This is a genomic window from Cellulosimicrobium sp. BMG9.23 (assembly GCF_059159985.1).
In genome coordinates this window covers 1-22,187 of the sequence record NZ_JBZGBZ010000004.1, presented here as the reverse complement: position 1 = coordinate 22,187, position 22,187 = coordinate 1, and the positions used below count along the sequence as shown (strand labels likewise).

The window sequence follows — 22,187 nt, the reverse complement described above, 5'->3', positions numbered from 1 at the left end:
GGGGGCAGCCTATGCGACGGCGGTCAGCCGCCGACGACCTGACCGCTGATCGTCACGAGACGCTCGGCCTCGTCGTCGAAGATCCCCACCGCCACCGACTCGGCGGGTGCGTCGGCGGCCGGGGCGCGCACGAACGTGGTGAGCGACGTGAGGGCGCTCGGCACGCCCGAGGGCGAGACCGTGAACCCGGCGGCCCCCAGCGCCTCCGCGTAGTAGGCGGTGAGCGCGTCGACGGTGTCCTCCGAGCGCAGGTTGAGGGTGATCACGGTGAGCGTGCCGTCGTCGGACGGACGCGCCGAGCTCGCGAGGACCTGCGAGCCGGGCGCCACGGGCACGAGCTCGGCGGGAAACCCTTGGACGAGGTCGCCGACCGCCGAGGCGACGTCGTACTCGGGCAGCGGGGTGCCCGGCGCCGCGGACGGTGCATCGCCGGAGCCGTCCGTCTCGTCGGGGCCCTCCATGAGCTGTCCGCGCCCGGTGGCCCCGGCGTCGGGCTCGCCGTCGCTCCCCGTCGGGCCGCACGCGGTGAGCACGACGACGAGAAGAGCGGCGAGGACGAGGGTCGGGACCGCGCGGTCGTCGGAGGCACGAGGCGGTCGAAGGGGCACGCGCACACCGTAGTCATCGCGGCGTGAACGGGCCAGCAGCTGGGAGAACGGTCGACCACAACCTCGTGGCGTGTCCACAGCCCCGCGAACGGAACCCCGCTCGGGTCCGGTCACGGCTGGGATGGCAGGCATGTCGACCCTGATCCGGGCCCGCGGCCCGCGCGAGCTGCTCGCCTACGTCCCCTTCCGCCTCGGCTACCGGCCGCACGAGAGCGTCGTGCTCGTGGGGCTGCGCGGCCCGCGCGGCCGCGTCGGCCTCGTCGCGCGCGTCGACATCGCCGACGTCGCGGACCTCGAGCACGGGCCGCAGGTCGCGCGCACGGTGCTCGCCCACCTGGCCGCCGACGGCGCGTCCCGGGCCGCCGTGGTCGTGTACACCGACGCGCCGATACGTACCGGCGGCCCGGAGGCCGCCCGGGAGCGGGCCGCCGTCGAGCACTGCCGAGAGACGGTCGAGGACACGTTCGGACCGACCGACGTGTGGGTCGTCACGACGACGGGCTGGGGTTGCCTCGACTGCGACGACCCGGTCTGCTGCCCACCGGGAGGGCGTCCTCCGAGCGAGCTCGAGTCGAGCGAGGTCGGCGCTCACATGGTGCTGGCCGGCGCGAGCGTCGCGGACTCCCGCGAGGACGCGTTCCGGATCGCGCCGGCGGCCCCGGACGCGCGCCGGAGCGCCGCACGGGCGTCGCGTCGCGCGCGGGCGGCGCGGTCGTCCGAGCAGTCGACGTCGGACGCGGTCGGCTGGAGACAGGAGGGCCTCGTCGCCTGGCGGCGTGCGGTGGCGCTCGCCGCGGGTGCACCGGCCGGGAGGTCCCCTGACCTGCCGCCCGCCCTGCTCGGCCGCGTCGAGGCGGCTCTCGAGGCCGTGCCCGTCCGGGACGCCGTGCTCCTGTCGTTCGTCCCGGGTGTCGGCGACCTGCCGGAGCGGACGGCACGTGGCGGGGGCGACGTCGACGCAGGGACGGGAGAGGCGATCGGGAGGATCGTCGACCCGGCCGTCGCGATCGTCCCCGACCCGGAGGAGACCGAGCCGGCGCGCGTCGTGCTCGAGGCCGTCGTCGCTCATGCCGCCCGACGGCGGGCGGCGCCGGCCCTGACGCTGCTCGCCCTCATCGCCTGGTGGCACGGCGACGGCGGCCGAGCGTCCGAGCGCCTGCGCGAGGCGCTCGCCCAGGACGGGTCGTACCGTCTCGCGCTCCTGCTCTCGAGCGCTCTCGACGCAGGTGTCCCGCCGGGCTGGGTCCGCGCTCGGGCGTGAGGGCGCCGGTCGTCCGGGCACGGCCCGCTTCGGGTACGGTCGGCACGGTGGCGCCGCCACCGCCCGTTCCGACGAGCCGCCCCGCGGAGGACACATGACCGTCGTCGTCGCCCACCTGAGCACACCCGAGGGCCGGGAGGCGCTCGACACCGCCGCGACGGAGGCGGTCCGCCGCGGGACCGGGCTCGTCGTCGTGATCGGTGAGTCCGCGGTGTCCCCGGAGGCCGACACGGTGCGCGGGGACGAGCTGCGCCGGGTCGAGGAGCGGCTCCAGGGCGCGGGCGCGACGCTGCACGTCGAGAACGGCACGGCCGATCTCGCGGAGGACCTCGTGGCGGTCGCGGAGCGGACGTCCGCCGACCTGATCGTCATCGGGCTGCGACGACGCAGCCCGGTGGGCAAGCTCATCCTGGGCTCGAACGCGCAGCGCATCCTCCTCGACGCCCCGTGCCCGGTGCTCGCGGTCAAGCCGGAGCGTGCCGCAGGCCGCTAGAGGACCGTCGCGGTCGGGAATCTTCGGCGTGCCGCGGTCGTTGAACCCCACATGGCCCCGGCGCGGAAGCGCCCTGCGACACAGCACTGAGCACGAGAAGCCGCCGACGACGAGCGCGTGCAGCCACGTGTCGCGACGCTCCGCGCGCGGATCGCCGGTACAATAGAGATGTCCACCCGAGCCCGACGACTCGCCGTGAGAGTCAGTGTGAGCCCGTGAGAGTTCCCGAGTCAGCACCCTGATCACGGTCCATGTCCCCCGCTCTGGTGGCCCTACCGCCCCCCAAGTGATGCCGAAAGGTCGGTTTGTGGCGCCCTCCACACAGATCCCCGCACTCCCGCGCGAGTTCGAGCACCCCGCACTGCAGGAGCTCCTGCGCCGTGGCAGTGCCAACGGTCGCGTCGACGCCGAGAGCTTTCGCACCGCGTGCGAGCAGGCGGCAGTCAACGACGCCAAGCGGCTGAAGGCGGTGTTCCGCGCGCTCGCCGGTGCAGGCGTCGAGGTCGAGATCCCCACCGCGACCGCGGTCGCGGCGGCGGCGAGCCCGCGCAGCACGACGACGGCACGCGCGAAGGCGGCCCCCAAGACGCCGTCGACGCGCACCACGAGCGCTGCCGCCGCGTCCGAGTCGGCGTCCGGCGAGCCGGACGCCGCGTCGGCCACCCCGACGCGTGCGACGAAGGCGGCCGCCACGAAGAGCGCCGGCGCCAGGACGACGCGCTCGCCGCGGTCCACCGCCACGAAGTCGGCTGCGGCCAAGGCGGGCGCCGCGAAGGGTGCGGACGACGTCGAGGACGTCGAGATCGACGTGACGGACGACGCCGGGGACGGCGACGCGGCGACGACCACCGGCGCGAAGTCGGGCTCCACCGAGGGTGCCGAGGAGGCGCGCGGCTTCGTCGTGTCCGACGCGGACGAGGACGACGCCCCGGTGCAGCAGGTCGTCACCGCGGGTGCGACCGCGGACCCGGTGAAGGACTACCTCAAGCAGATCGGCAAGGTCGCGCTGCTGAACGCGGAGCAGGAGGTCGAGCTCGCCAAGCGCATCGAGGCCGGCCTGTTCGCGGAGGAGAAGCTCGCTGCCGAGGGTGACGACGTCGAGCGCAAGCTCAAGCGTGAGCTGCAGTGGATCGCGCACGACGGCAAGCGGGCGAAGAACCACCTGCTCGAGGCGAACCTGCGCCTGGTCGTGTCGCTCGCCAAGCGGTACACGGGTCGCGGGATGCTGTTCCTGGACCTGATCCAGGAGGGCAACCTCGGTCTGATCCGTGCGGTCGAGAAGTTCGACTACACCAAGGGCTACAAGTTCTCGACGTACGCGACGTGGTGGATCCGTCAGGCGATCACCCGGGCGATGGCGGACCAGGCGCGCACCATCCGTATCCCGGTGCACATGGTCGAGGTCATCAACAAGCTCGCCCGCGTGCAGCGGCAGATGCTGCAGGACCTGGGTCGTGAGCCCACGCCCGAGGAGCTCGCCAAGGAGCTCGACATGACCCCCGAGAAGGTCGTCGAGGTCCAGAAGTACGGTCGCGAGCCCATCTCGCTGCACACGCCCCTCGGCGAGGACGGCGACTCCGAGTTCGGCGACCTCATCGAGGACTCCGAGGCCATCGTCCCGGCCGATGCCGTGAGCTTCACGCTCCTGCAGGAGCAGCTGCACCAGGTGCTCGACACGCTCTCCGAGCGCGAGGCCGGTGTCGTGTCGATGCGGTTCGGCCTGTCCGACGGGCAGCCCAAGACGCTCGACGAGATCGGCAAGGTCTACGGCGTGACGCGCGAGCGCATCCGTCAGATCGAGTCCAAGACCATGTCGAAGCTGCGTCACCCGTCGCGCTCGCAGGTCCTCCGGGACTACCTGGACTGACGCCAGGTCGTCCGTCCAGCACGACGCAGGCCCCGTTCGGCCCGACGGCCGGGCGGGGCGTTCGTCGTGTCCGGCTCTCTGGCGCGGAGCAGGGAGTAGCTGTCCACAGCACGGCCGAGCCGCTCCAGGTGTACGAGGCGCGCTCCCGCCTCGTGACCGACCCGCTGGGCTGAGCCAGGGGCCTGACGGTTCCGGACGTCGACCGCCCGCGAGCGTGGCCAAGCAACCGTCAGTCTTGACTAACCGTTAGTGACGACTTACCGTGAAAGTGGCGGCGTTCTCGCCGACCCGGCGAGACGTCCGACGGAGGGACCACCATGGGTACGTCGCTCGCGTTCTTCGAGATCATCAGTCCTGACGCCGCCCGCGCGCGCTTTCTCCACCCGGTCGACCACGGCACCATCGCCGTCCTGGCGGACCCCGGCGGGAACGCGGTAGGACTGTGGGCATGACCGCGTCGCGCGAGGACGACGTGCTGCGGGCGCTCGCCGAGCCCCGTCGGCGCGAGATCCTGCGCCTGGTCGCCTCCGACGAGCTGGCCGTGGGCGAGCTCGCGAGCAGCTTCGAGGTGACGCGCAGCGCCGTGAGCCAGCACCTGCGGGTGCTGGAGGACGCGGGTCTCGTGACGCACCGCAGCGTCGGGACGCGCAACCTCTACAGGGCCCGGTCGGAAGGTCTGGCCGGACTGCGGCAGTTCCTGGAAGACGCGTGGGCGGCGTCGCTCGACGTCGCCGCCCGGCTCGCCGAGCAGGAGGCGGGCCGCACGGTGAGGGGGGAGGGCGAGGATGAGCGAGCGACGGCCTGAGCCAGGGGCCGGCGTGCTGGAGTTCCGACGGCCGCCGGTGCGCCGGTCGGTCGTGGTGCACGCCGACCAGGGGCACACCTTCGAGGTGTTCGTGCGAGAGATCGGCACGTGGTGGCCGGTCACGCCGTTCTCCGCCGGCGGCGACGCCGTGCGGTCGGTCGCCGTGGAGGAGGGCGTCGGCGGCCGCGTCGTCGAGACCTGGCACGACGGCACCACGAGGTCGTGGGGCGAGCTCGTGGCCTGGGACCCGCCGCGTGGCTTCACCATTACGTGGCTGCTGACCCCGGTGACTACGGAGGTCGAGCTGGCGTTCGCGTCGCTCGCCCCGTCCCTGACGCGGGTCTCGGTCGAGCACCGCGGCTGGGAGGCCCTCGACGACGACCAGCTCCGAGCGGCGTGCGCCCTGCCCGAGCTCGGCGGCTACGCCGGGGGCGCTTTCGAGCGAGGGTGGGAGCACATCCTCGGTCGGCTCGTGTCCCATGTCGACGTCGGGGGAAGAACATGAGCACGTCGCGATGGGTCGTGTTCTACAACTCCGCACCCGAGGTCCTGGTGCGGTCGGCCCCGCACATGGAGGCGCACTCCGCCCACATCGACGAGGTCGTGGCGCGCGGCGAGCTCCTCGCGCTCGGGACGTTCGAGGACCCGCAGTCGAACGGTGCGATGAGCATCCTCACGTCGCGGGAGGCCGCCGAGGCCTACGCCGCGGCGGATCCCTTCGTGGTCCACGGGCTCGTCACCTACAGGATCCTCGAGTGGGTCGACCTGCTCGGTGACGGTGACGGGCCAGGCTGAGTGCCAGGCCTGGGCCGCGCACTCGGAGAGACGGACAGCACGAGGCCCGGGCCATGATCGGCCCGGGCCTCGTCGGTCTCGTCGCGAGGGGTCGCGCTCAGCGCATCGCGCCTGCGCCGTGCTCGGCGTGCAGGCGGTCCGTCTCGTCCTGGATCTGGGTCGCGACGCCCGAGTAGGCGTCCGCGTGGGCCCGTGCGTGGTGGCCGCAGAACAGCAGCTCGCCGCTCGGCAGGACCACGCGGACGTACGCCTGGGCCCCGCAGCGGTCGCAGCGGTCGGCTGCGGTCAGGGGTTCGGTGGTGGTCGTCGTAGCAGTCACACGACCATGTAACCATCTTCTGCCCACCCGACCGTGCCGAGGGTGCACGGGTTCGCTACCCGCGTAGCCCTCGCCGGACGGGAAGACGGCGGCTCGGCGGTCCGGCGGCATGGCAGCCACGGGCCGTGGGTGGCCTCGACTACGCTGTCCGCCGTGACGACCACCTCCGCTGAGTCCAGCTACACCGCTCGGCACCTGTCCGTGCTCGAGGGCCTCGAGGCCGTGCGCAAGCGGCCGGGCATGTACATCGGTTCGACCGATTCCCGCGGCCTCATGCACTGCCTGTGGGAGATCATCGACAACTCCGTCGACGAGGCGCTCGCGGGCAACTGCACGCAGATCCGCATCGTCCTGCACGCCGACACGTCGGTCACCGTGGAGGACGACGGGCGCGGCATCCCCGTCGACATCGAGCCCAAGACGGGGCTCTCGGGCGTCGAGGTCGTCTTCACCAAGCTCCACGCGGGCGGCAAGTTCGGCGGCGGCTCGTACACCGCGTCGGGCGGTCTGCACGGCGTCGGCGCGTCCGTCGTCAACGCCCTGTCGGCGCGCCTCGACGTCGAGGTCGACCGCGGCAGCAAGACGCACCGCATGACGTTCCACCGGGGCGAGCCGGGGACCTTCGCCGACCCGAAGGCGGGACCTACGCCGGACGCGCCGTTCGAGCCGTTCGTGGACAGGTCCGAGCTCGCCGTGGTCGGCAAGACCAAGCGGGGAGTCACCGGGACGCGCGTGCGCTACTGGGCGGACCGTCAGGTCTTCCCGAAGAGCGCCGTGTTCTCCTACGACGAGCTCGTCACGCGCGTGCGCCAGACGACGTTCCTCGTGCCGGGCCTCGAGGTGACGGTCCGCGACGAGCGCGGCCTGCCCGGCACGCCGGCGGAGAACGGTCCGCACGAGGAGACGTTCGTCCACCACGGCGGCTCGGTGGACTTCGTCGAGTTCCTCGCTCCCGACACGCCCGTCACCGCGACGTGGCACCTCACCGGCAGCGGCACGTTCACCGAGACCGTCCCGGTCCTCGACGACCGCGGCCACATGTCGCCGCAGGCGGTCACGCGCGAGTGCGAGGTCGACGTCGCGCTGCGCTGGGGCTCGGGCTACGAGACCGAGGTGCGCAGCTTCGTCAACATCATCGCCACACCCAAGGGCGGTTCCCACCTCGGCGGGTTCGAGGCCGGTCTGCTCAAGGTCCTGCGCAAGGCCGTCGAGACGAACGCGCGCCGCCTCAAGGTCTCGACGCGGGACGCGTCGGAGCGCATCGAAAAGGACGACGTCCTCGCAGGCCTCACCGCGGTCGTCACGGTGCGCCTCGCCGAGCCGCAGTTCGAGGGCCAGACGAAGGAGGTCCTCGGCACCGCGCCGGTGCGCGCGATCGTCACGCGCGTCGTCGAGAAGGAGCTGAACGCCCTGCTGACGTCGACCAAGCGCGACGAGAAGACCCAGGCCGCGCTGCTGCTCGACAAGGTCGTCGCGGAGATGCGCGCGCGCATCACCGCCCGCAAGCAGAAGGAGATCTCGCGGCGCAAGAACGCGCTCGAGACCTCGTCGCTGCCCGCGAAGCTCGTGGACTGCCGCAGCGACGACGTCGCGCGCAGCGAGCTGTTCATCGTCGAGGGCGACAGCGCGCTCGGCACGGCGCGACTCGCCCGTAGCTCGGACTTCCAAGCGCTCCTGCCGATCCGCGGCAAGATCCTCAACGTCCAGAAGGCGTCCGTGAGCGACATGCTCCGCAACGCCGAGTGCACCGCGATCATCCAGGTGATCGGCGCTGGCTCGGGTCGGTCGTTCGACCTCGAGGCAGCGCGCTACGGCAGGATCGTGCTCATGACCGACGCCGACGTCGACGGCGCGCACATCCGTACCCTGCTCCTCACGCTCTTCTACCGGTACATGAAGCCGATGGTCGAGGCGGGTCGCGTGTTCGCGGCGGTCCCGCCGCTGCACCGGATCGAGGTCATCGGGTCGGGCCGTCGCAAGAACGAGTACATCTACACCTACTCCGAGGCGGAGCTCACCGCGACCCTCAAGAAGCTCGACAAGGCCGGGCGCCGCTACAAGGACGACATCCAGCGCTACAAGGGCCTGGGGGAGATGGACGCCGACCAGCTCGCCGAGACGACGATGGACCCGCGGCACCGCACGCTGCGTCGCGTCACGGCCGAGCACGCGGAGGCCGCGGAGCGCGTGTTCGAGCTGCTCATGGGCAGCGACGTCGCACCGCGCAAGGACTTCATCGTCGCCGGCGCGGCGGAGCTCGACCGGGCGCGCATCGACGTCTGACGCCGTCGGCGCCGCGGACCGCGTCCGCCGCGCACGGACCGCACGCGTCCGCCTGTCGGGCGGGAGAACGGGACGACGTCGGCTCTGAGTAGGCTGTGCGGGTGACCCTCCGGACCCTTCGCGAGACGCCCGCGCGCTCGCTGACCGCCCTCACGTCCCTCCTGCTCGCTGCGGGCCTCCTCGCGGGGTGCTCGTCGGCCGCCGACTCGGGCGACGCAGCCGAGACCACCACGCCGACCGCGACCGAGAGCAGCGCGACCGATGAGTCGAGCGCCCCGGCCGACGACTCCTCCGAGGAGGCGCCGGAGTTCTCGTACGAGGGCGAGGAGGGGAGCATGGCACTCGACCTGCTGCTCGAGGCGGACCCGACGGCAGAGGTGACCGGCGAGGGCGAGAACGCGTACATCACCGCCATCGACGGCATCACGGCCGACCCGGAGAGCGAGTTCTGGGCGCTGTACGTCAACGGTGAGATGGCTGCCGTAGGGGCAGGCATGCTCGAGACGAAGGACGGGGACGAGATCACGTGGAAGCTCGAGACGTTCACCTCGTGACGCACCTCCTGACGCGCTGGTGGCGCCCGGCGCTCGTCGTCGCGCTCGCGGCGCTCGCCGTCGTGTGGCGCCTCGTGCGGGCCGACCTCGGCGCGCCGGCCAACCTCGAGCTGGTCACCGCGGCCACGTTCGCCGCGACGATCCTCCTGCGCTCGCGCTGGGCCTTCGTCGTGCCGCTGGCCGTGACGGTCGTGTCCGACGTCGTGCTCGGCAACACCTCCATCGCGCTGTTCACGTGGAGCGCATGGCTCGTCGTGGGGCTCGGCTCCCTGCTCGCGCGGAACACGTCCGGGTGGCGACGTGTCGGTGCAGGCGCGGCGTTCGGCGTGGCCGGGTCGTTGTGGTTCTTCCTCTGGACGAACTTCGGCGTGTGGCTCCAGGGCCGCGGCACGTGGTACGCACCGGGGGTCGACGGCCTCGTGGCGAGCTATGTCGCCGGTCTGCCATTCCTGCGCACGATGCTCGTCGGCAACCTCGTGCTCGTCCCGCTCGTCGCGGCGGGCACGCTGCTCGTCGACCGGTTGGAGACGTCGCGCGGCCTGGCCGCCGTCGCGGCTCGGCCAGCCTGACCTGCCTACCGGCGAGGCTCCTGTCGTCTGGCCCACGTAGGGTCGACGGCATGCAGATCTCGGCGGAGCGCGGCGACATCACGCGCGTGGCGACGGACGTCGTCGTCAACGCGGCGAACTCGAGCCTGCTGGGCGGGGGAGGGGTCGACGGCGCGATCCACGCCGCCGCGGGGCCGCGCCTGCTCGAGGCGTGCCGTCGTCTGCGGGCGACCACGCACCGCGACGGTCTGGACGTCGGCGACGCCGTCGCCACCGACGCGTTCGACCTGCCCGCGCGATGGGTCGTCCATACCGTCGGGCCGAACCGGCACCGCGGGCAGACCGACCCTGCGCTGCTCGCGTCGTGCTTCACGCGGTCGCTCGACGTCGCCGCGGAGCGCGGCGCGCGATCGGTCGCGTTCCCTGCGGTGAGCGCCGGGGTCTACGGGTGGAACCCGGACGTCGTCGCGACCGTCGCCGTCGACGCGGTGCGCGGTTGGCGCCCCGACGATCGGGGCAGCGTGCAGGAGGTCCGGTTCGTGCTGTTCAGCGACACGCTCCTCGACGCGTTCCAGGCGGCACTCTCTGTCCGGTGAGGCAGCGCGTCACCCGAGCTGCTCGGCGAGCGCGACGATGATGCCGCTCGGGCCGCGCAGGTAGCAGAGCCGGTACGCGTCCCCGTACCGGACGATCTCGCCGAGAAGCGCCGCGCCGTGGCCGCGGAGGCGTTCCACCGTGTCGTCGATGTCGTCGACGGCGAACATCACGCGGTGCAGGCCGAGCGTGTTCGGGGGCGCGTCGCGCAGACCCACGTCGACGAGCGCGGGGGAGTGGTACGTCGTGAGCTCGAGCCGTCCCGCGCCGTCGGGCACGCGCATCATCGCGATCTCGGACCGCATCCCGTCGAGCCCGACGACGCGCTCCGCCCACCGCCCCTCGATCGGCGTCCTGCCCTCGAGCTCCATCCCGAGCTCGGTGAAGAACGCGACGGCCGCGTCGAGGTCGTCGACCACGACGGCGACGTTGTCCAACCTCTGGATCGCCATCCATCGAGCGTAGGTCCCGGACGCCGCCGTGGCGAGCGGCCGGAGGGCGCCGATGCACGGCGTCTTGTCCCGAGGGAGGACTGCGCAGTCCTCGGGAGGGTCGCGCAGTCCTCCGGGATGCGAGACTGGTCGCGAGGGCGGCTGCGAGCGGCGAGATGTCGGCGCGCTCTGACGTCAGCCCCCACGCACGAGCACGGAGGAACACCGATGGCACACCCGCGGCTCTTCAGGATGAGCTTTGCCAGCATCTACCCGCTCTACGTGACCAAGGTCGAGCGCAAGGGGCGCTCGACGGAGGATCTGGACCAGGTGATCACCTGGCTCACGGGCTACGACGAGGCGGGACTCGAGAAGGCGATCGCCGCCGAGGTCGACCTCGAGACGTTCTTCGACCAGGCGCCCGCGATGAACCCGAACGCGTCCCTCATCACGGGCGTGATCTGCGGCTACCGCGTCGAGGACATCGAGGACCCGCTCATGCAGAAGATCCGCTGGATGGACAAGCTCGTCGACGAGGTCGCACGCGGCAAGAAGATGACGTCCATCCTCAGGGGCGAGCCGGCCCCGGCTCGGTAGCCGAGGACGTTCCGGCCACGTCCGGCGAGTCCCGACGCAGTGGCCTCGGACGTCGCCGGCTCACACACCCCGGCCCGGCTCGCTCATGTCGCCCGTCCCCGGCGTTCCCTCGGCGAGGCCGTAGCGCAGCAGCACGGTGCCGGTGGGGCTCGGTGCGGGGGGCTCGAGGAGTGTGAGGTTGGTGGGGACCGCTCCGCCGTCGAACACGGTTTTTCCCGTGCCGAGGACGATCGGGTGCACCCACAGGTCGAGGCGGTCGAACAGCTTCTCGCGCAGGAGCGTCTGCACGAGGTCCAGGCTGCCGACGACCTTGACGTGCTCGTGCCGGTCGCGCACCTCCCGGACTGCGCCGGGTAGGTCCGGGCCGAGGAGTGTCGAGCCGGCCCACGGCAGGTCAGGCGTACCGCGGGAGGCGACGTACTTGGGGATGCGGTTGAAGAGGGTCGCGAAGCCGCTGTCGGGGCCGTCCTCCTGGTGCGGCCAGAACGACGCGAAGATGTCGTACGTGCGCCGTCCCAGGAGAAGCGCGTCGGTGCCCTCGTACGCGGCGTCGATCTGCGCACCGGCGACGTCGTCGAGCAGCGGTGCCTGCCAGCCGCCGAACGGGAACCCGTTCTCGGGGTCCTCCTCCGGCCCGCCGGGCGCCTGCCCGACGAGGTCGAGGGTCGTGAACAGCTCGATCTCGATGAGTCCCATGGTCGTCTCCAGGTCGCTCGCCGTCTCGGTCTCCGGGGTAGACCGTGCGGCGCCGGGGAAGTCATCGATCACGGAGGAGCGCACCATGCCCCTCTGCGACGAGGACGATCTCGCGAGCCGCCGTGCCGACGTGGCGCATCCCACAGCGCCCGGTTGGAACGGCGGGCATCCGCCGAGCGTCCTACGCTCGGGGACGCGGGAGTGGACGGCACCAGCCGTCGGCCCCCGTCCGGCGCGGTCGCGCTGCCGCACCGGCGGTCAGGCGCCCCCCGGTCGTCTCGTCGCTGAGCCGGGCGCTCGTGCGTCCGGCCGTCTGGAGCTCGTGTGTCAGGTAACGCCACCGCCAGGTTCACCAACGTCGCGCTGCTGTCCGTCACCAGCCGGCTTCCCGCCGGCGTGCGGACGTCTGCCGAGGTGCAGGAGCGTCTCGCCCCCGCGCTGCGGCGGCTGCGTCTCCCGTCCACGCTGCTGCAGCGCGTGGCGGGCGTGCGCGAGCGGCGCACCTGGACCGCCCACGAGGACGTCGACGACGCGACGGTTGCCGCGGGGCAGGAGGCGCTCCGCGCCGCCGGGGTGGACCCGAGCGACGTCGGGCTCCTGATCAACACGTCGGTCACGCGCAAGCACCTCGAGCCGTCGGTCGCGGTGCGGCTGCACCACGGGCTCGACCTGCCGTCGTCCGCCACCAACTTCGACGTCGCCAACGCGTGCCTCGGCTTCATCAACGGCATGAGCCTCGCCGCGGGCATGATCGAGTCCGGTCAGATCCGCTACGCGGTCGTCGTGGACGGCGAGGACGCCGACGTCATCCACGACCGCACGATCGAGCGGCTCCTGCGCGAAGACCGCGACCGCGACAGCTTCATGCAGGAGTTCGCCTCGCTCACGCTCGGCTCCGGCTCGGCCGCCGCCGTGCTGGGCCGCGCGGACGAGCACCCGCACGCCCACCGCGTGCTCGGCGGCGTCACGCGCGCAGCCACCCGGTTCCACGACCTGTGCGTGGGCAGCACCGACGGCATGTTCACCGATGCCAAGGCGCTGCTCGCGGGCGGCCTCGAGCTCGTCGTGGACGCCTGGAAGGACGCCGTCGCCGACTGGGACTGGTCCTCCATGGACCGGTACATCACGCACCAGGTCTCGCGCGTGCACACCGACGCGATCGTCGAGGCGGTGGGGCTGGACCGCTCCCGCGTGCCCACCACCTACGAGCGGCTCGGCAACGTGGGGCCGGCGTCCGTGCCGATCACGCTCGCCGAGGAGCAGAGCACGCTCAGCACCGGCGACCGCGTGCTGCTCATGGGCGTGGGCTCCGGCATCAACACGGCGATGCTGGAGCTGGCCTGGTGACCGGGCCCGCCTCCACGCCCACGACCGACCGCCTCCTCCGCCCCGCTCGCACCGTCCCGCCCGGGCTGCCCGGCCTGGACCCGCGGTACAGCCACGTGCTGCGCGACGCCCGGGGCGCGACCTGGCACTACCTCGACACGGGCCCCGAGCTCGAGCGGCGCGGTCTCGCGCCCGTCGGCACCGTGCTCGCCGTGCACGGCAACCCCACGTGGTCCTACCTGTGGCGGCGGCTCGTGACCGACTCCGTCGCCGCCGCCCGGGGCGGCGGTGCAGCGTGGCGCGTCGTCGCCGTCGACCAGCTCGAGATGGGGTTCTCCGCCCGCACCGGCGAGCACCGCCCGCTCGCCCGCCGCGTCGCCGACCTGGGCGCCTTCACGGACGCCCTCGGCCTCGCCGGGCCCGTCGTCACCCTCGGCCACGACTGGGGCGGAGTCGTCTCCCTCGGCTGGGCCGTCGACCACCCCGACCTCCTCGCCGGCGTCGCGCTGCTCAACACGGCCGTGCACCAGCCCGACGACGCCGCGCTGCCAGCGCCGCTGCGCCTCGCGCTCGCCGGGCCCGTGCACCGGCTCGGCACCCGCACGACGCCCGCCTTCCTCGACACGACGCTCGCCCTGGCGCGCCCGCGCCTGCCTGCCGACGTCGCGGGCGCCTACCGGCTGCCCTACCGCGCCGCGCACGACCGCGACGGGATCGAGGGTTTCGTCGGCGACATCCCCGTAGACGCCACGCACCCCAGCGCGCCCGAGCTCGACCGCATCGCCGCCGGCGTCGCGCGGCTCCGCGTACCCGCCGTGCTGCTGTGGGGACCGCACGACCCGGTGTTCACCGACCGCTACCTCGACGACCTCGTGCGCCGGCTGCCGCACGCGCACGTGCACCGGTTCGCGGACGCAGGCCATCTCGTCGCCGAGGACGCGGACTGGACGCCTGCTGTTCTCGGGTGGCTCGGGGGCGAGGTGCCGTCCAAGGCCGGTGCCGAGACCACCGGTGCTGACGGGGGTGCCGCCCCGCCGTTCGTGCCGCTGTGGGCGGGGCTCGACGCGCGGGCGGGGGACGACGCGCCCGCGGTGCTCGACATGGCGGCGAGCGATGCCGACGGTTCTGCCCGGGCCGTGAGCTGGCGGTCGCTGCACCGGCAGGTGCGGCGGGTGGCCGCGGGGCTGCACGCGATCGGCGTGCGCCGGGGCGACCGCGTGTCGCTGCTGGTGGAACCGGGGCCCACGCTGACCGCGCTGGTGTACGCGTGCCTGCGCATCGGGGCCGTCGTGGTGGTCGCCGACGCCGGGCTGGGCGTCCGCGGGCTCACGCGCGCCCAGCGCGGGGCGTGGCCGCGGTTCGTCGTCGCGCAGACCAAGGGCCTGGCCGCGGCGCGCGCGCTCGGCTGGCCCGGCGTGCGGATCTCGGCGGACCCGCTCGCGCCCGCGGTCCGGCGGGCGCTGGGCGTGGCGCACGAGCTCGTCGACGTCGCGCGCGCCGGGGAGGGCGGCGCGCTGCCGTCCGAGCCCGGCCCCGACGACGAGGCCGCCGTGCTGTTCACGTCCGGGTCCACGGGCCCGGCCAAGGGCGTCGTGTACTCGCACGCCCGCCTCTCCGCGCTGCGGGACACGCTCGCCGAGCACTTCGACGTCGGCCCCGACACCGGGCTCGTCACGGGCTTCGCCCCGTTCGCGCTGCTCGGGCCCGCGCTCGGCACCCGGTCGGTGACGCCGCGCATGGACGTCTCCTCGCCGCGCACGCTCACCGCCCGGGCCGTCGCCGACGCCGTGCGCGCGTCGGACGCGCGCATCGTGTTCCTCTCGCCCGCCGCGATCCTCAACGTGGTTGCGACCGCCGACGCGCTCGACACCGCCGACCGCTCCGCCCTTGTGCGCGTGCGCACGTTCCTCTCCACGGGCGCGCCGATCTCGGCCGAGCTGCTCTGCTCGGCCGCCGAGCTCATGCCCGCTGCCACGGCGCACACCCCCTACGGGATGACGGAGTGCCTGCTGGTCACGGACGTCACGCTCGACGGCATCCGTGACGCCGCCGCGGCCCCCGACGCGGGTGTGTGCGTCGGCCTCCCCGTGCCCGGGGCGGAGGTGCTCGTCAGCGCGCTCGACGACGACGGCGCCGCGACCGGCGCGCCGTCGGCGGCGCCCGGCGTGCTCGGCGAGGTCCTCGTGCGGGCCGGGCACCTCAAGGAGCGCTACGACCGGCTGTGGCTCACCGACCTGGCCGCCGAGCACGACACCCCGCCCGGGCGCTGGCACCGCACCGGCGACGTCGGGCACCTCGACGCGCAGGGCCGGCTGTGGATCGAGGGGCGGCTCGGGCACGTGCTCCGCACCGCCGACGGCCCGCTGGCCCCCGTGGGGCCGGAGCAGCACGTCGAGCGGGTGGCGCAGGTGCGGCGGGCCGCCGTCGTCGGCGTCGGGCCCGCGGGCGTGCAGCAGGCGGTGGCGGTGGTGGAGACCGTGCCCGACGCCCGCCGCCCCGGGCTGGCGCCCGAGGCGCTGACCGCCGCCGTGCGCGCCGCGTCGCCCGTGCCGCTCGCGGCCGTGCTCGTGGTGCCGCGCATGCCCACGGACGTGCGGCACAACTCCAAGATCGATCGGGCGCGCCTCGCCGCCTGGGCGGACGGCGTCCTCGCCGGCGGGCGGGTGGGGTCGCCGTGACCGTGCTCGTGACAGGGGCGTCGGGGCTGCTCGGAGGCGCCGTCGCCCGCGTGCTCGTGGCACGCGGCGAGGAGGTCCGCACGCTCCAGCGGCGCTCCTCCAGTGTGCCGGGCGTCCAGGACGTCCAGGGGTCTGTGACCGACCCGGCAGCCGTCACGCGCGCCGTCGAGGACGTCGACGCGGTCGTGCACCTCGCGGCCAAGGTGTCGCTCGCGGGCGAGCCCGCGGAGTTCCACGCCGTGAACGTCGAGGGCACCCGGGCGCTCCTCGACGCGGCCGAGCGCGCCGGGGTAGAGCGGTTCGTGCAGGTGTCCTCGCCGTCCGTGGCGCACCTGGGCTCGTCCCTGGTCGGGGCGGGCACGACGCCCGCCGACCCGCGGCACGCGCGCGGCGACTACGCGCGCACCAAGGCGGCGGCCGAGCTGCTCGCCCTGGGCCGCGACCGCCGTCGGCGGCCGGACGGGTCGGGCGAGACCGGGCCGAGCGTCGTCGCCGTGCGCCCCCACATCGTGTGGGGGCCGGGCGACACCCAGCTGGTGGAGCGGGTGCTCGAGCGGGCGGCGGGCGGGCGCCTGCCCCTGCTGGGGCACGGCGCGGCGCTCATCGACACGCTCTACGTGGACAACGCCGCGGACGGCATCCTCGCCGCGCTCGACCGCGTCCACGACGTGCACGGTCGTGCGTACGTGCTGACCAACGGCGAGCCGCGCACCGTCGCCGACCTGCTCGCGGGCATCTGCCGGGCGGGCGGCGTCGAGCCACCGCGGTGGCGCGTGCCGGCCGGGGTCGCACGGGCCGCGGGCAGCCTGGTCGAGGCCGTCTGGCGCGTGCGCCCGGGCGCCGACGAGCCGCCGATGACGCGCTTCCTCGCCGAGCAGCTGTCGACCGCGCACTGGTTCGACCAGCGGGCCACGCGCCGCGACCTGCGCTGGCGCCCTGCCGTGAGCGTCGACGAAGGGCTGCGGCGCCTGGCCGCGCACTACGGCGGCACGGCCGTCTGACGCCGGTCCGTGGTGCCCGTCTGTGCCCCACGACGACGCTGCACCTTCACGAGTGCCTGTGCCGGTGCCGACTACGGTCGATACGGGCGCGCGTTTGCGTACGCGGTGTTCGGATCCGGCGTGTCGATCCAGGTAGGAGGCGGCTTGGAAGACGGTCGTGCCGACCGTGTCCGAGATGCTGACGGAGTCGACCATCGGGATGATGAAGAAGCCCGCCCCGCGTCAGCGGGCGACGCTCAGGTGAGCGGTTAACCGAGGCGTTATCGGCGCGCTTGACCGCTTGTCCACCCCGTGCCGCTCGGGAGGGCGCCGCGAACGAAGCCAAGGACCAGTTGCGACGAGAGCATCGACCTGAGGAGACCGCGTATGGCGCTATACGACATCACTAAGCTCTCGACCAAAATCCCCGTCACGAAAGACTCTTTGGTCATATTGCCGAGAACGAGCTTCGCCCAGGAAGGGCTTCTCGAGCGCGCTCATCTGCAGGCCGCGCTCCGCGACCACATCGAACTGGTCGACCGCAACCTGCTTGTCGTGGCCGAAGAGTTCGGGGACTTCGAAGGCGCCCACCGCAGGATCGATCTTCTGTGCCTGAGTCGTGAGGGCCGCCTCGTCGTGCTCGAGCTCAAGCGCACGGTTGATGGCGGCCACATGGAGCTCCAGGCGATCCGATATGCGGCCATGGTCTCGACCATGACGTTCCAACTTCTCGTCAGCGCCTTCGCCAGGTATCGAAGGGAGCGAGGTGTCACCGACGAGAGTGAACCGGATGCACGCTCCGAATTACTTGCGTGGCTGGACTGGGACGAGGAGGAGGAGCCGGTGCTTTCGCGCGAGGTCGGGATCGTGCTGGTCTCGGAGGACTTCAGTCCGGAGATCACCACCACGGTTCTGTGGCTGAACGAGTTTCACGACTTCGACATCCGCTGTGTACGTCTTACTCCCTACCGGCACGAGAGCACTCTCTTGCTCGACGTTCAGCAGGTGGTTCCACTTCCCGAGGCCGCCGACTACATCGTGCGTGTTCGCCAGAGGGAGCAAGCCGTGGTGCGTCAGACGCAGGGGACTGCCAACCAGGACAGGACAAAGTTCATCGTGGTAACGCCTGGCGAAACGTCGGGACCGCTGCCGAAGCGGGCAGCGGTCTTGTGCCTCGTTCAAGGCCTGGTGGCAAGTGGCGTTCCAGTCACGGCGATCAAGGACGCACTCGATTCGGTACCTGGGGCCACTGGAAAGCTGATCGTCGTCGATGGACTATTCTCCGACACCGATGAGCTCTGGGACGCCGTCGTTCAGCAGCTCCAGAGGTCGCCCGCGAATAGGAAGCGTTGGCACTTGGACGATCCGATCCACGAGGCAGGACGGACTTGGATCCTCAACAACAACTGGGGCATCCAGACACGTGATGTCTTCATTCGCCTCATCGACATGGCACCGGTCCCGGGATTCGCAGTGGATGAAGCGGGACCAATTGACCCAGCCGACGGCAGTACAGGCAGCAATCTCACCGATCGAATACGTCGTTGACCCGCTCCTGCGGAGGCGGTGAGGGAAGCTTGCGACCGCAGATCCCGACCCGACGACGCCGTGACTGAAACCGCGCACGTGATCGGCGGACCACCACGCAGGTGCCGACCGACCCAGAGCCGTGTTGCCCGACAGGAAGCAGCCCGGCGAACCTCAGACGCTGAAGTACTTGGCCTCGGGGTGATGGAACACGAAACAATCTGTCGACTGCTCGGGGTGGAGCTGGAGCTCCGCCGACAGCTCGACGCCGACGCGCTCCGGACGGAGCAGCTCGACGACCTTGGTCCGGTCCTCCATGTCCGGGCACGCGGGGTACCCGAGCGAGAAGCGCGCGCCGCGGTACTCGAGCTTGAACATGTCCTCGACCGCGCTCGGGTCCTCGTCGGCGAAGCCCAGCTCCGACCGCACCCGCGCGTGCCACATCTCGGCGAGCGCCTCGGTGAGCTGCACCGACAACCCGTGCAGCTCCATGTACTCGCGGTAGTGGTTGCCGGCGAACAGCTTCGCGGTGTGCTCGTCGACGCTCGCGCCCATCGTCACGAGCTGCACGGGCAGCACGTCGTACCGGCCCGTCTCCTCGACCCACGACCGCGGCTTGACGAAGTCGGCGAGGCACAGGTGCCGGTCGCGGCGCTGCCGCGGGAACGTGAAGCGCAGGCGCTCGGTCCCGGGCTCGCCGCCAGACCCGCCGTCGGGCGCGCCGATCCCCGCGAGCCCGGCGCCGTGGTGCGCGACCACGATGTCGTCGCCCTCCGACCACACGGGGAAGTACCCGTAGACGACCGACGGGTCGACCATGCCCTCGGTGCGGATGCGGTCGAGCCACTCGTTGAGTCGCGGCCGGCCCTCGGTCTCGACCAGCTCCTCGTACGACGCCCCGTCGTCGCCACGACCGGGCTTGAGACCCCACTGCCCCATGAACGTCGCGCGCTCGTCGAGGAACGCCGCGTAGTCGGCGAGCCGCACGCCCTTCACGAGCCGCGTCCCCCAGAACGGAGGATCGGGCACGGGGTTGTCCGCCGCGACGTCGGAGCGTGCGGGCAGGTCCTCCGGCGCGGTCTCGGTCACGGTGACCACAGCGTGCCGGCGCTTCTTCAGCGCGGGCAGTCCGACGGCGTCGGGCGACGCGCCCCGCGCGACGCGCACGAGCGGCTCCATGAGCCGCAGGCCCTCGAACGCGTCGCGCGCGTACCGCACCACTCCCGGGAACTGGCCGGCGAGGTCGTCCTCGACGTAGGTCCGCGTGAGCGCCGCGCCGCCGAGCAGCACCGGCCAACGGCCGGCCAGCCCGCGGGAGGTCAGCTCCGCGAGGTTCTCCTTCATCACCACGGTGGACTTCACGAGCAGCCCCGACATCCCGATCACGTCGGCGTCGTGCTGCTCGGCGGCCTCGATCATCGCCGAGATCGGCTGCTTGATGCCGATGTTGACGACCGTGTAGCCGTTGTTCGTGAGGATGATGTCGACGAGGTTCTTGCCGATGTCGTGCACGTCGCCGCGCACGGTCGCGAGCACGATCGTGCCCTTGCTCCCCGTGTCGCCCTCGACGCGCTCCATGTGCGGCTCGAGGTGCGCGACGGCCGTCTTCATCACCTCGGCCGACTGCAGCACGAACGGGAGCTGCATCTCGCCGCGCCCGAAGAGGTCGCCGACGACCTTCATGCCCTCGAGCAGGTGGTCGTTGACGATGTCGAGCGCCTTCATGCCGTCGGCGAGGGCGGTGTCGAGGTCGTCCTCGAGGCCCTTGCGCGCGCCGTCGACGATGCGCCGCTCGAGGCGCTCGCCCACGGGCAGCGCGGCCATCTCGGCGGCGCGCTGGTCCTTGAGCGCCGCCGAGTCCACGCCCTCGAAGAGGTCGAGCAGCACGGCCAGCGGGTCGTGCACGAGGTTGCCCTCGTCGTCGTACCGGCGCCGGTCCCACACGAGGTCGAGCGCGGCCTCGCGCTGCTCGTCGGGGATCTGCGCGAGCGGCAGGATCTTCGCCGCGTGCACGATCGCGGAGTCCAGGCCCGCCTCGACGGCCTCGTGGAGGAACACCGAGTTGAGCACGGTGCGCGCGGCCGGGTTGAGCCCGAACGACACGTTCGACACCCCGAGCGTCGTGTGAATGCCGGGGAAGCGGCGCGTGATCTCGCGGATCGCCTCGATCGTCTCGATCGCGTCGCGGCGCGTCTCCTCCTGACCCGTCGCGATGGGGAACGTCAGGGCGTCGACGATGATGTCGTCGACCCGCATGCCCCAGTCCCGCGTCAGCGTCTCCACGAGGCGCGTCGCGATGGCGACCTTCGTCTCAGTCGTGCGCGCCTGCCCCTCCTCGTCGATCGTCAGGGCGACCACGGCCGCCCCGTGCTCCACGACGTGCGGCATGACCCGGGCGAACCGCGACGTCGGGCCGTCGCCGTCCTCGAAGTTCACCGAGTTCACGACGGCACGCCCACCGACGAGCTCCAGCCCCGCGGCGATGACCTCCGGCTCGGTCGAGTCGACGACGAGAGGCAGGGTCGACGCGCTCGCGAGGCGCGAGACGACCTCGCGCACGTCCGCGACGCCGTCGCGGCCCACGTAGTCGATGCACACGTCGAGCAGGTGGGCGCCGTCGCGCGTCTGGGCGCGCGCGATCTCGACGCACTCCTCCCAGTTCTCCGCGAGCATCGCCTCGCGGAACGCCTTGGAGCCGTTCGCGTTCGTCCGCTCGCCGATCGCGAGGACCGACGCGTCCTGGTGCAGGTCCGTGTGCGAGTACAGGCTCGCGACGCCGTTCTCACGCTGCGGGTGCCGCTCGGCCACCGGGCGTCCGCGCACCGCCTCGACGACGCGACGCAGGTGCTCCGGCGTCGTCCCGCAGCAGCCGCCGACGAGCCCGAGCCCGAACTCCTGCACGAACTGCGTGTGCGCGGCGGCGAGCTCCTCGGGCGAGAGCGGGTACGACGCGCCGTCGGGCCCGAGCACCGGCAGGCCCGCGTTGGGCATGCACGTCACAGGGATCTCCGCATGGCGCGACAGGTGCCGCAGGTGCTCGCTCATCTCGGCGGGACCGGTCGCGCAGTTGAGCCCGATCGCGTCGACCTTCAGCGCCTGCAGCGTCGTGAGCGCCGCGCCGATCTCCGAGCCCATGAGCATCGTGCCCGTGGTCTCGACCGTCACCTGGGCGATCACCGGGACCGAGCGCCCCACCTCGCGCATCGCGGCCCGGGACCCGTTCACCGCGGCCTTCGTCTGCAGCAGGTCCTGGCTCGTCTCGACCAGGATGGCATCCGCGCCACCCTCCAGCAGACCGGCGGCCTGCTCGGCGAACGTGTCGCGCAGGTGGGCGTACGTCGTGTGCCCGAGGCTCGGCAGCTTCGTCCCCGGCCCCATCGAGCCGAGCACCCAGCGTGGCTGCTCCTCGGTGGCGAAGGCGTCCGCGCGTTCGCGCGCGATCCGTGCGCCGGCGGCCGCGAGCTCGCGGATGCGGTCGTCGATGTCGTAGTCCGACAGGTTGGACCAGTTCGCGCCGAACGTGTTCGTCTCGATCGCGTCCACGCCGACCTCGAGGTACGCGTCGTGCACGGAGCCGATGATGTCCGGCCGCGACACGTTGAGGATCTCGTTGCAGCCCTCGAGACCTTCGTAGTCCTCGAGGCTCGGGTCCTGCGCCTGGATCATCGTGCCCATCGCGCCGTCGGCGACGACGACGCGCGTGCGCAACGCCTCCGCGAAGGCCCGGGAGCGGGCGTCGGCGATCTCCTGGGCGACAGCATTTGGCATAGGGGCAGCCTAGACGTCGGCCACGACCGCGAGGACGGCCGTCTCACCGCCCTGCGC

General features: G+C 72.4%; 21 protein-coding genes. 16 read left to right on the top strand and 5 right to left on the bottom strand.

Going from position 1 to position 22,187, the window contains the following annotated elements; translation table 11 throughout:
- Nucleotides 1-23 precede the first annotated feature (23 nt).
- Nucleotides 24-608 carry a hypothetical protein gene (locus tag AC4H2G_RS06710; protein WP_494364992.1) on the bottom strand — a complete coding sequence of 195 codons (585 nt, stop codon included), beginning with the start codon at nt 606-608 and terminating at the stop codon, nt 24-26.
- Between the two features lie 130 nt (nt 609-738).
- On the opposite strand from AC4H2G_RS06710, the gene AC4H2G_RS06705 reads away from it, so the two are divergent.
- The 7 genes from AC4H2G_RS06705 to AC4H2G_RS06675 all read left to right on the top strand — a co-directional run bounded on the left by AC4H2G_RS06705 (nt 739) and on the right by AC4H2G_RS06675 (nt 5,829).
- Nucleotides 739-1,869, top strand: a complete 1,131-nt coding sequence (locus AC4H2G_RS06705; protein WP_494364991.1) for a DUF4192 domain-containing protein — start codon at nt 739-741, stop codon at nt 1,867-1,869.
- Between the two features lie 94 nt (nt 1,870-1,963).
- On the top strand, nt 1,964-2,362 hold the full coding sequence (locus AC4H2G_RS06700; protein ID WP_494364990.1) for a universal stress protein: 399 nt from the start codon (nt 1,964-1,966) through the stop codon (nt 2,360-2,362).
- A 307-nt stretch (nt 2,363-2,669) separates the two neighbouring features.
- The gene (locus AC4H2G_RS06695) at nt 2,670-4,229 is read left to right on the top strand and encodes an RNA polymerase sigma factor (RefSeq protein WP_494364989.1); all 1,560 of its coding nucleotides are present in this window, start codon (nt 2,670-2,672) and stop codon (nt 4,227-4,229) included.
- A gap of 317 nt (nt 4,230-4,546) precedes the next feature.
- Nucleotides 4,547-4,681 (top strand): hypothetical protein, encoded by a 135-nt coding sequence (locus tag AC4H2G_RS06690; protein WP_494364988.1) that lies wholly within the window; start codon nt 4,547-4,549, stop codon nt 4,679-4,681.
- Nucleotides 4,678-5,034, top strand: coding sequence for an ArsR/SmtB family transcription factor (locus AC4H2G_RS06685; RefSeq protein WP_494364987.1), 357 nt, complete (start codon nt 4,678-4,680; stop codon nt 5,032-5,034). Before AC4H2G_RS06690 ends, AC4H2G_RS06685 begins: the two co-directional genes overlap by 4 nt.
- Entirely contained in the window at nt 5,015-5,539 is a 525-nt protein-coding gene (locus AC4H2G_RS06680) for an SRPBCC family protein (RefSeq protein ID WP_494364986.1), read from the top strand. Before AC4H2G_RS06685 ends, AC4H2G_RS06680 begins: the two co-directional genes overlap by 20 nt.
- Nucleotides 5,536-5,829, top strand: coding sequence for a YciI family protein (locus AC4H2G_RS06675; protein WP_494364985.1), 294 nt, complete (start codon nt 5,536-5,538; stop codon nt 5,827-5,829). Before AC4H2G_RS06680 ends, AC4H2G_RS06675 begins: the two co-directional genes overlap by 4 nt.
- Nucleotides 5,830-5,926: 97 nt before the next feature.
- Here the strand turns inward: AC4H2G_RS06675 and AC4H2G_RS06670 are convergent, their stop codons facing one another.
- On the bottom strand, nt 5,927-6,148 hold the full coding sequence (locus tag AC4H2G_RS06670; RefSeq protein ID WP_435736190.1) for a DUF7455 domain-containing protein: 222 nt from the start codon (nt 6,146-6,148) through the stop codon (nt 5,927-5,929).
- Between the two features lie 153 nt (nt 6,149-6,301).
- Here AC4H2G_RS06670 and AC4H2G_RS06665 point away from each other — a divergent pair, with 153 nt between their 5' ends.
- From AC4H2G_RS06665 to AC4H2G_RS06650, 4 genes are all read left to right on the top strand, one after another.
- Entirely contained in the window at nt 6,302-8,431 is a 2,130-nt protein-coding gene (locus AC4H2G_RS06665) for a DNA gyrase/topoisomerase IV subunit B (RefSeq protein ID WP_494364984.1), read from the top strand.
- A 101-nt stretch (nt 8,432-8,532) separates the two neighbouring features.
- Complete coding sequence (locus tag AC4H2G_RS06660) at nt 8,533-8,985, top strand: DUF4430 domain-containing protein (RefSeq protein WP_494364983.1); 453 nt, start codon at nt 8,533-8,535, stop codon at nt 8,983-8,985.
- Nucleotides 8,982-9,554: a DUF6580 family putative transport protein gene (locus tag AC4H2G_RS06655; RefSeq protein ID WP_494364982.1), complete on the top strand. Its 573-nt coding sequence runs from the start codon at nt 8,982-8,984 to the stop codon at nt 9,552-9,554. The genes AC4H2G_RS06660 and AC4H2G_RS06655 overlap by 4 nt, the downstream gene beginning before the upstream one ends.
- 50 nt (nt 9,555-9,604) lie before the next feature.
- Nucleotides 9,605-10,129, top strand: a complete 525-nt coding sequence (locus AC4H2G_RS06650) for an O-acetyl-ADP-ribose deacetylase (RefSeq protein WP_494364981.1) — start codon at nt 9,605-9,607, stop codon at nt 10,127-10,129.
- 9 nt (nt 10,130-10,138) lie between these two features.
- Here AC4H2G_RS06650 and AC4H2G_RS06645 read toward each other — a convergent pair whose 3' ends face one another.
- Nucleotides 10,139-10,579 carry a VOC family protein gene (locus tag AC4H2G_RS06645; protein WP_494364980.1) on the bottom strand — a complete coding sequence of 147 codons (441 nt, stop codon included), beginning with the start codon at nt 10,577-10,579 and terminating at the stop codon, nt 10,139-10,141.
- A 207-nt stretch (nt 10,580-10,786) separates the two neighbouring features.
- On the opposite strand from AC4H2G_RS06645, the gene AC4H2G_RS06640 reads away from it, so the two are divergent.
- On the top strand, nt 10,787-11,155 hold the full coding sequence (locus tag AC4H2G_RS06640) for a DUF2200 domain-containing protein (protein ID WP_494364979.1): 369 nt from the start codon (nt 10,787-10,789) through the stop codon (nt 11,153-11,155).
- 60 nt (nt 11,156-11,215) lie between these two features.
- Here the strand turns inward: AC4H2G_RS06640 and AC4H2G_RS06635 are convergent, their stop codons facing one another.
- Nucleotides 11,216-11,851, bottom strand: a complete 636-nt coding sequence (locus AC4H2G_RS06635) for a dihydrofolate reductase family protein (protein ID WP_494365366.1) — start codon at nt 11,849-11,851, stop codon at nt 11,216-11,218.
- A 324-nt stretch (nt 11,852-12,175) separates the two neighbouring features.
- On the opposite strand from AC4H2G_RS06635, the gene AC4H2G_RS06630 reads away from it, so the two are divergent.
- The 4 genes from AC4H2G_RS06630 (at nt 12,176) to AC4H2G_RS06615 (ending at nt 18,383) form a co-directional block, all read left to right on the top strand.
- Entirely contained in the window at nt 12,176-13,198 is a 1,023-nt protein-coding gene (locus tag AC4H2G_RS06630) for a 3-oxoacyl-ACP synthase III (RefSeq protein ID WP_494364978.1), read from the top strand.
- Nucleotides 13,195-15,855 carry an alpha/beta fold hydrolase gene (locus tag AC4H2G_RS06625; RefSeq protein WP_494364977.1) on the top strand — a complete coding sequence of 887 codons (2,661 nt, stop codon included), beginning with the start codon at nt 13,195-13,197 and terminating at the stop codon, nt 15,853-15,855. Before AC4H2G_RS06630 ends, AC4H2G_RS06625 begins: the two co-directional genes overlap by 4 nt.
- Nucleotides 15,852-16,856 (top strand): NAD-dependent epimerase/dehydratase family protein, encoded by a 1,005-nt coding sequence (locus AC4H2G_RS06620; RefSeq protein WP_494364976.1) that lies wholly within the window; start codon nt 15,852-15,854, stop codon nt 16,854-16,856. The genes AC4H2G_RS06625 and AC4H2G_RS06620 overlap by 4 nt, the downstream gene beginning before the upstream one ends.
- Nucleotides 16,857-17,222: 366 nt before the next feature.
- Nucleotides 17,223-18,383 (top strand): hypothetical protein, encoded by a 1,161-nt coding sequence (locus AC4H2G_RS06615; protein ID WP_494364975.1) that lies wholly within the window; start codon nt 17,223-17,225, stop codon nt 18,381-18,383.
- A 153-nt stretch (nt 18,384-18,536) separates the two neighbouring features.
- Here AC4H2G_RS06615 and metH read toward each other — a convergent pair whose 3' ends face one another.
- The gene (gene metH, locus AC4H2G_RS06610; protein ID WP_494364974.1) at nt 18,537-22,130 is read right to left on the bottom strand and encodes a methionine synthase; all 3,594 of its coding nucleotides are present in this window, start codon (nt 22,128-22,130) and stop codon (nt 18,537-18,539) included.
- Nucleotides 22,131-22,187 lie beyond the last annotated feature (57 nt).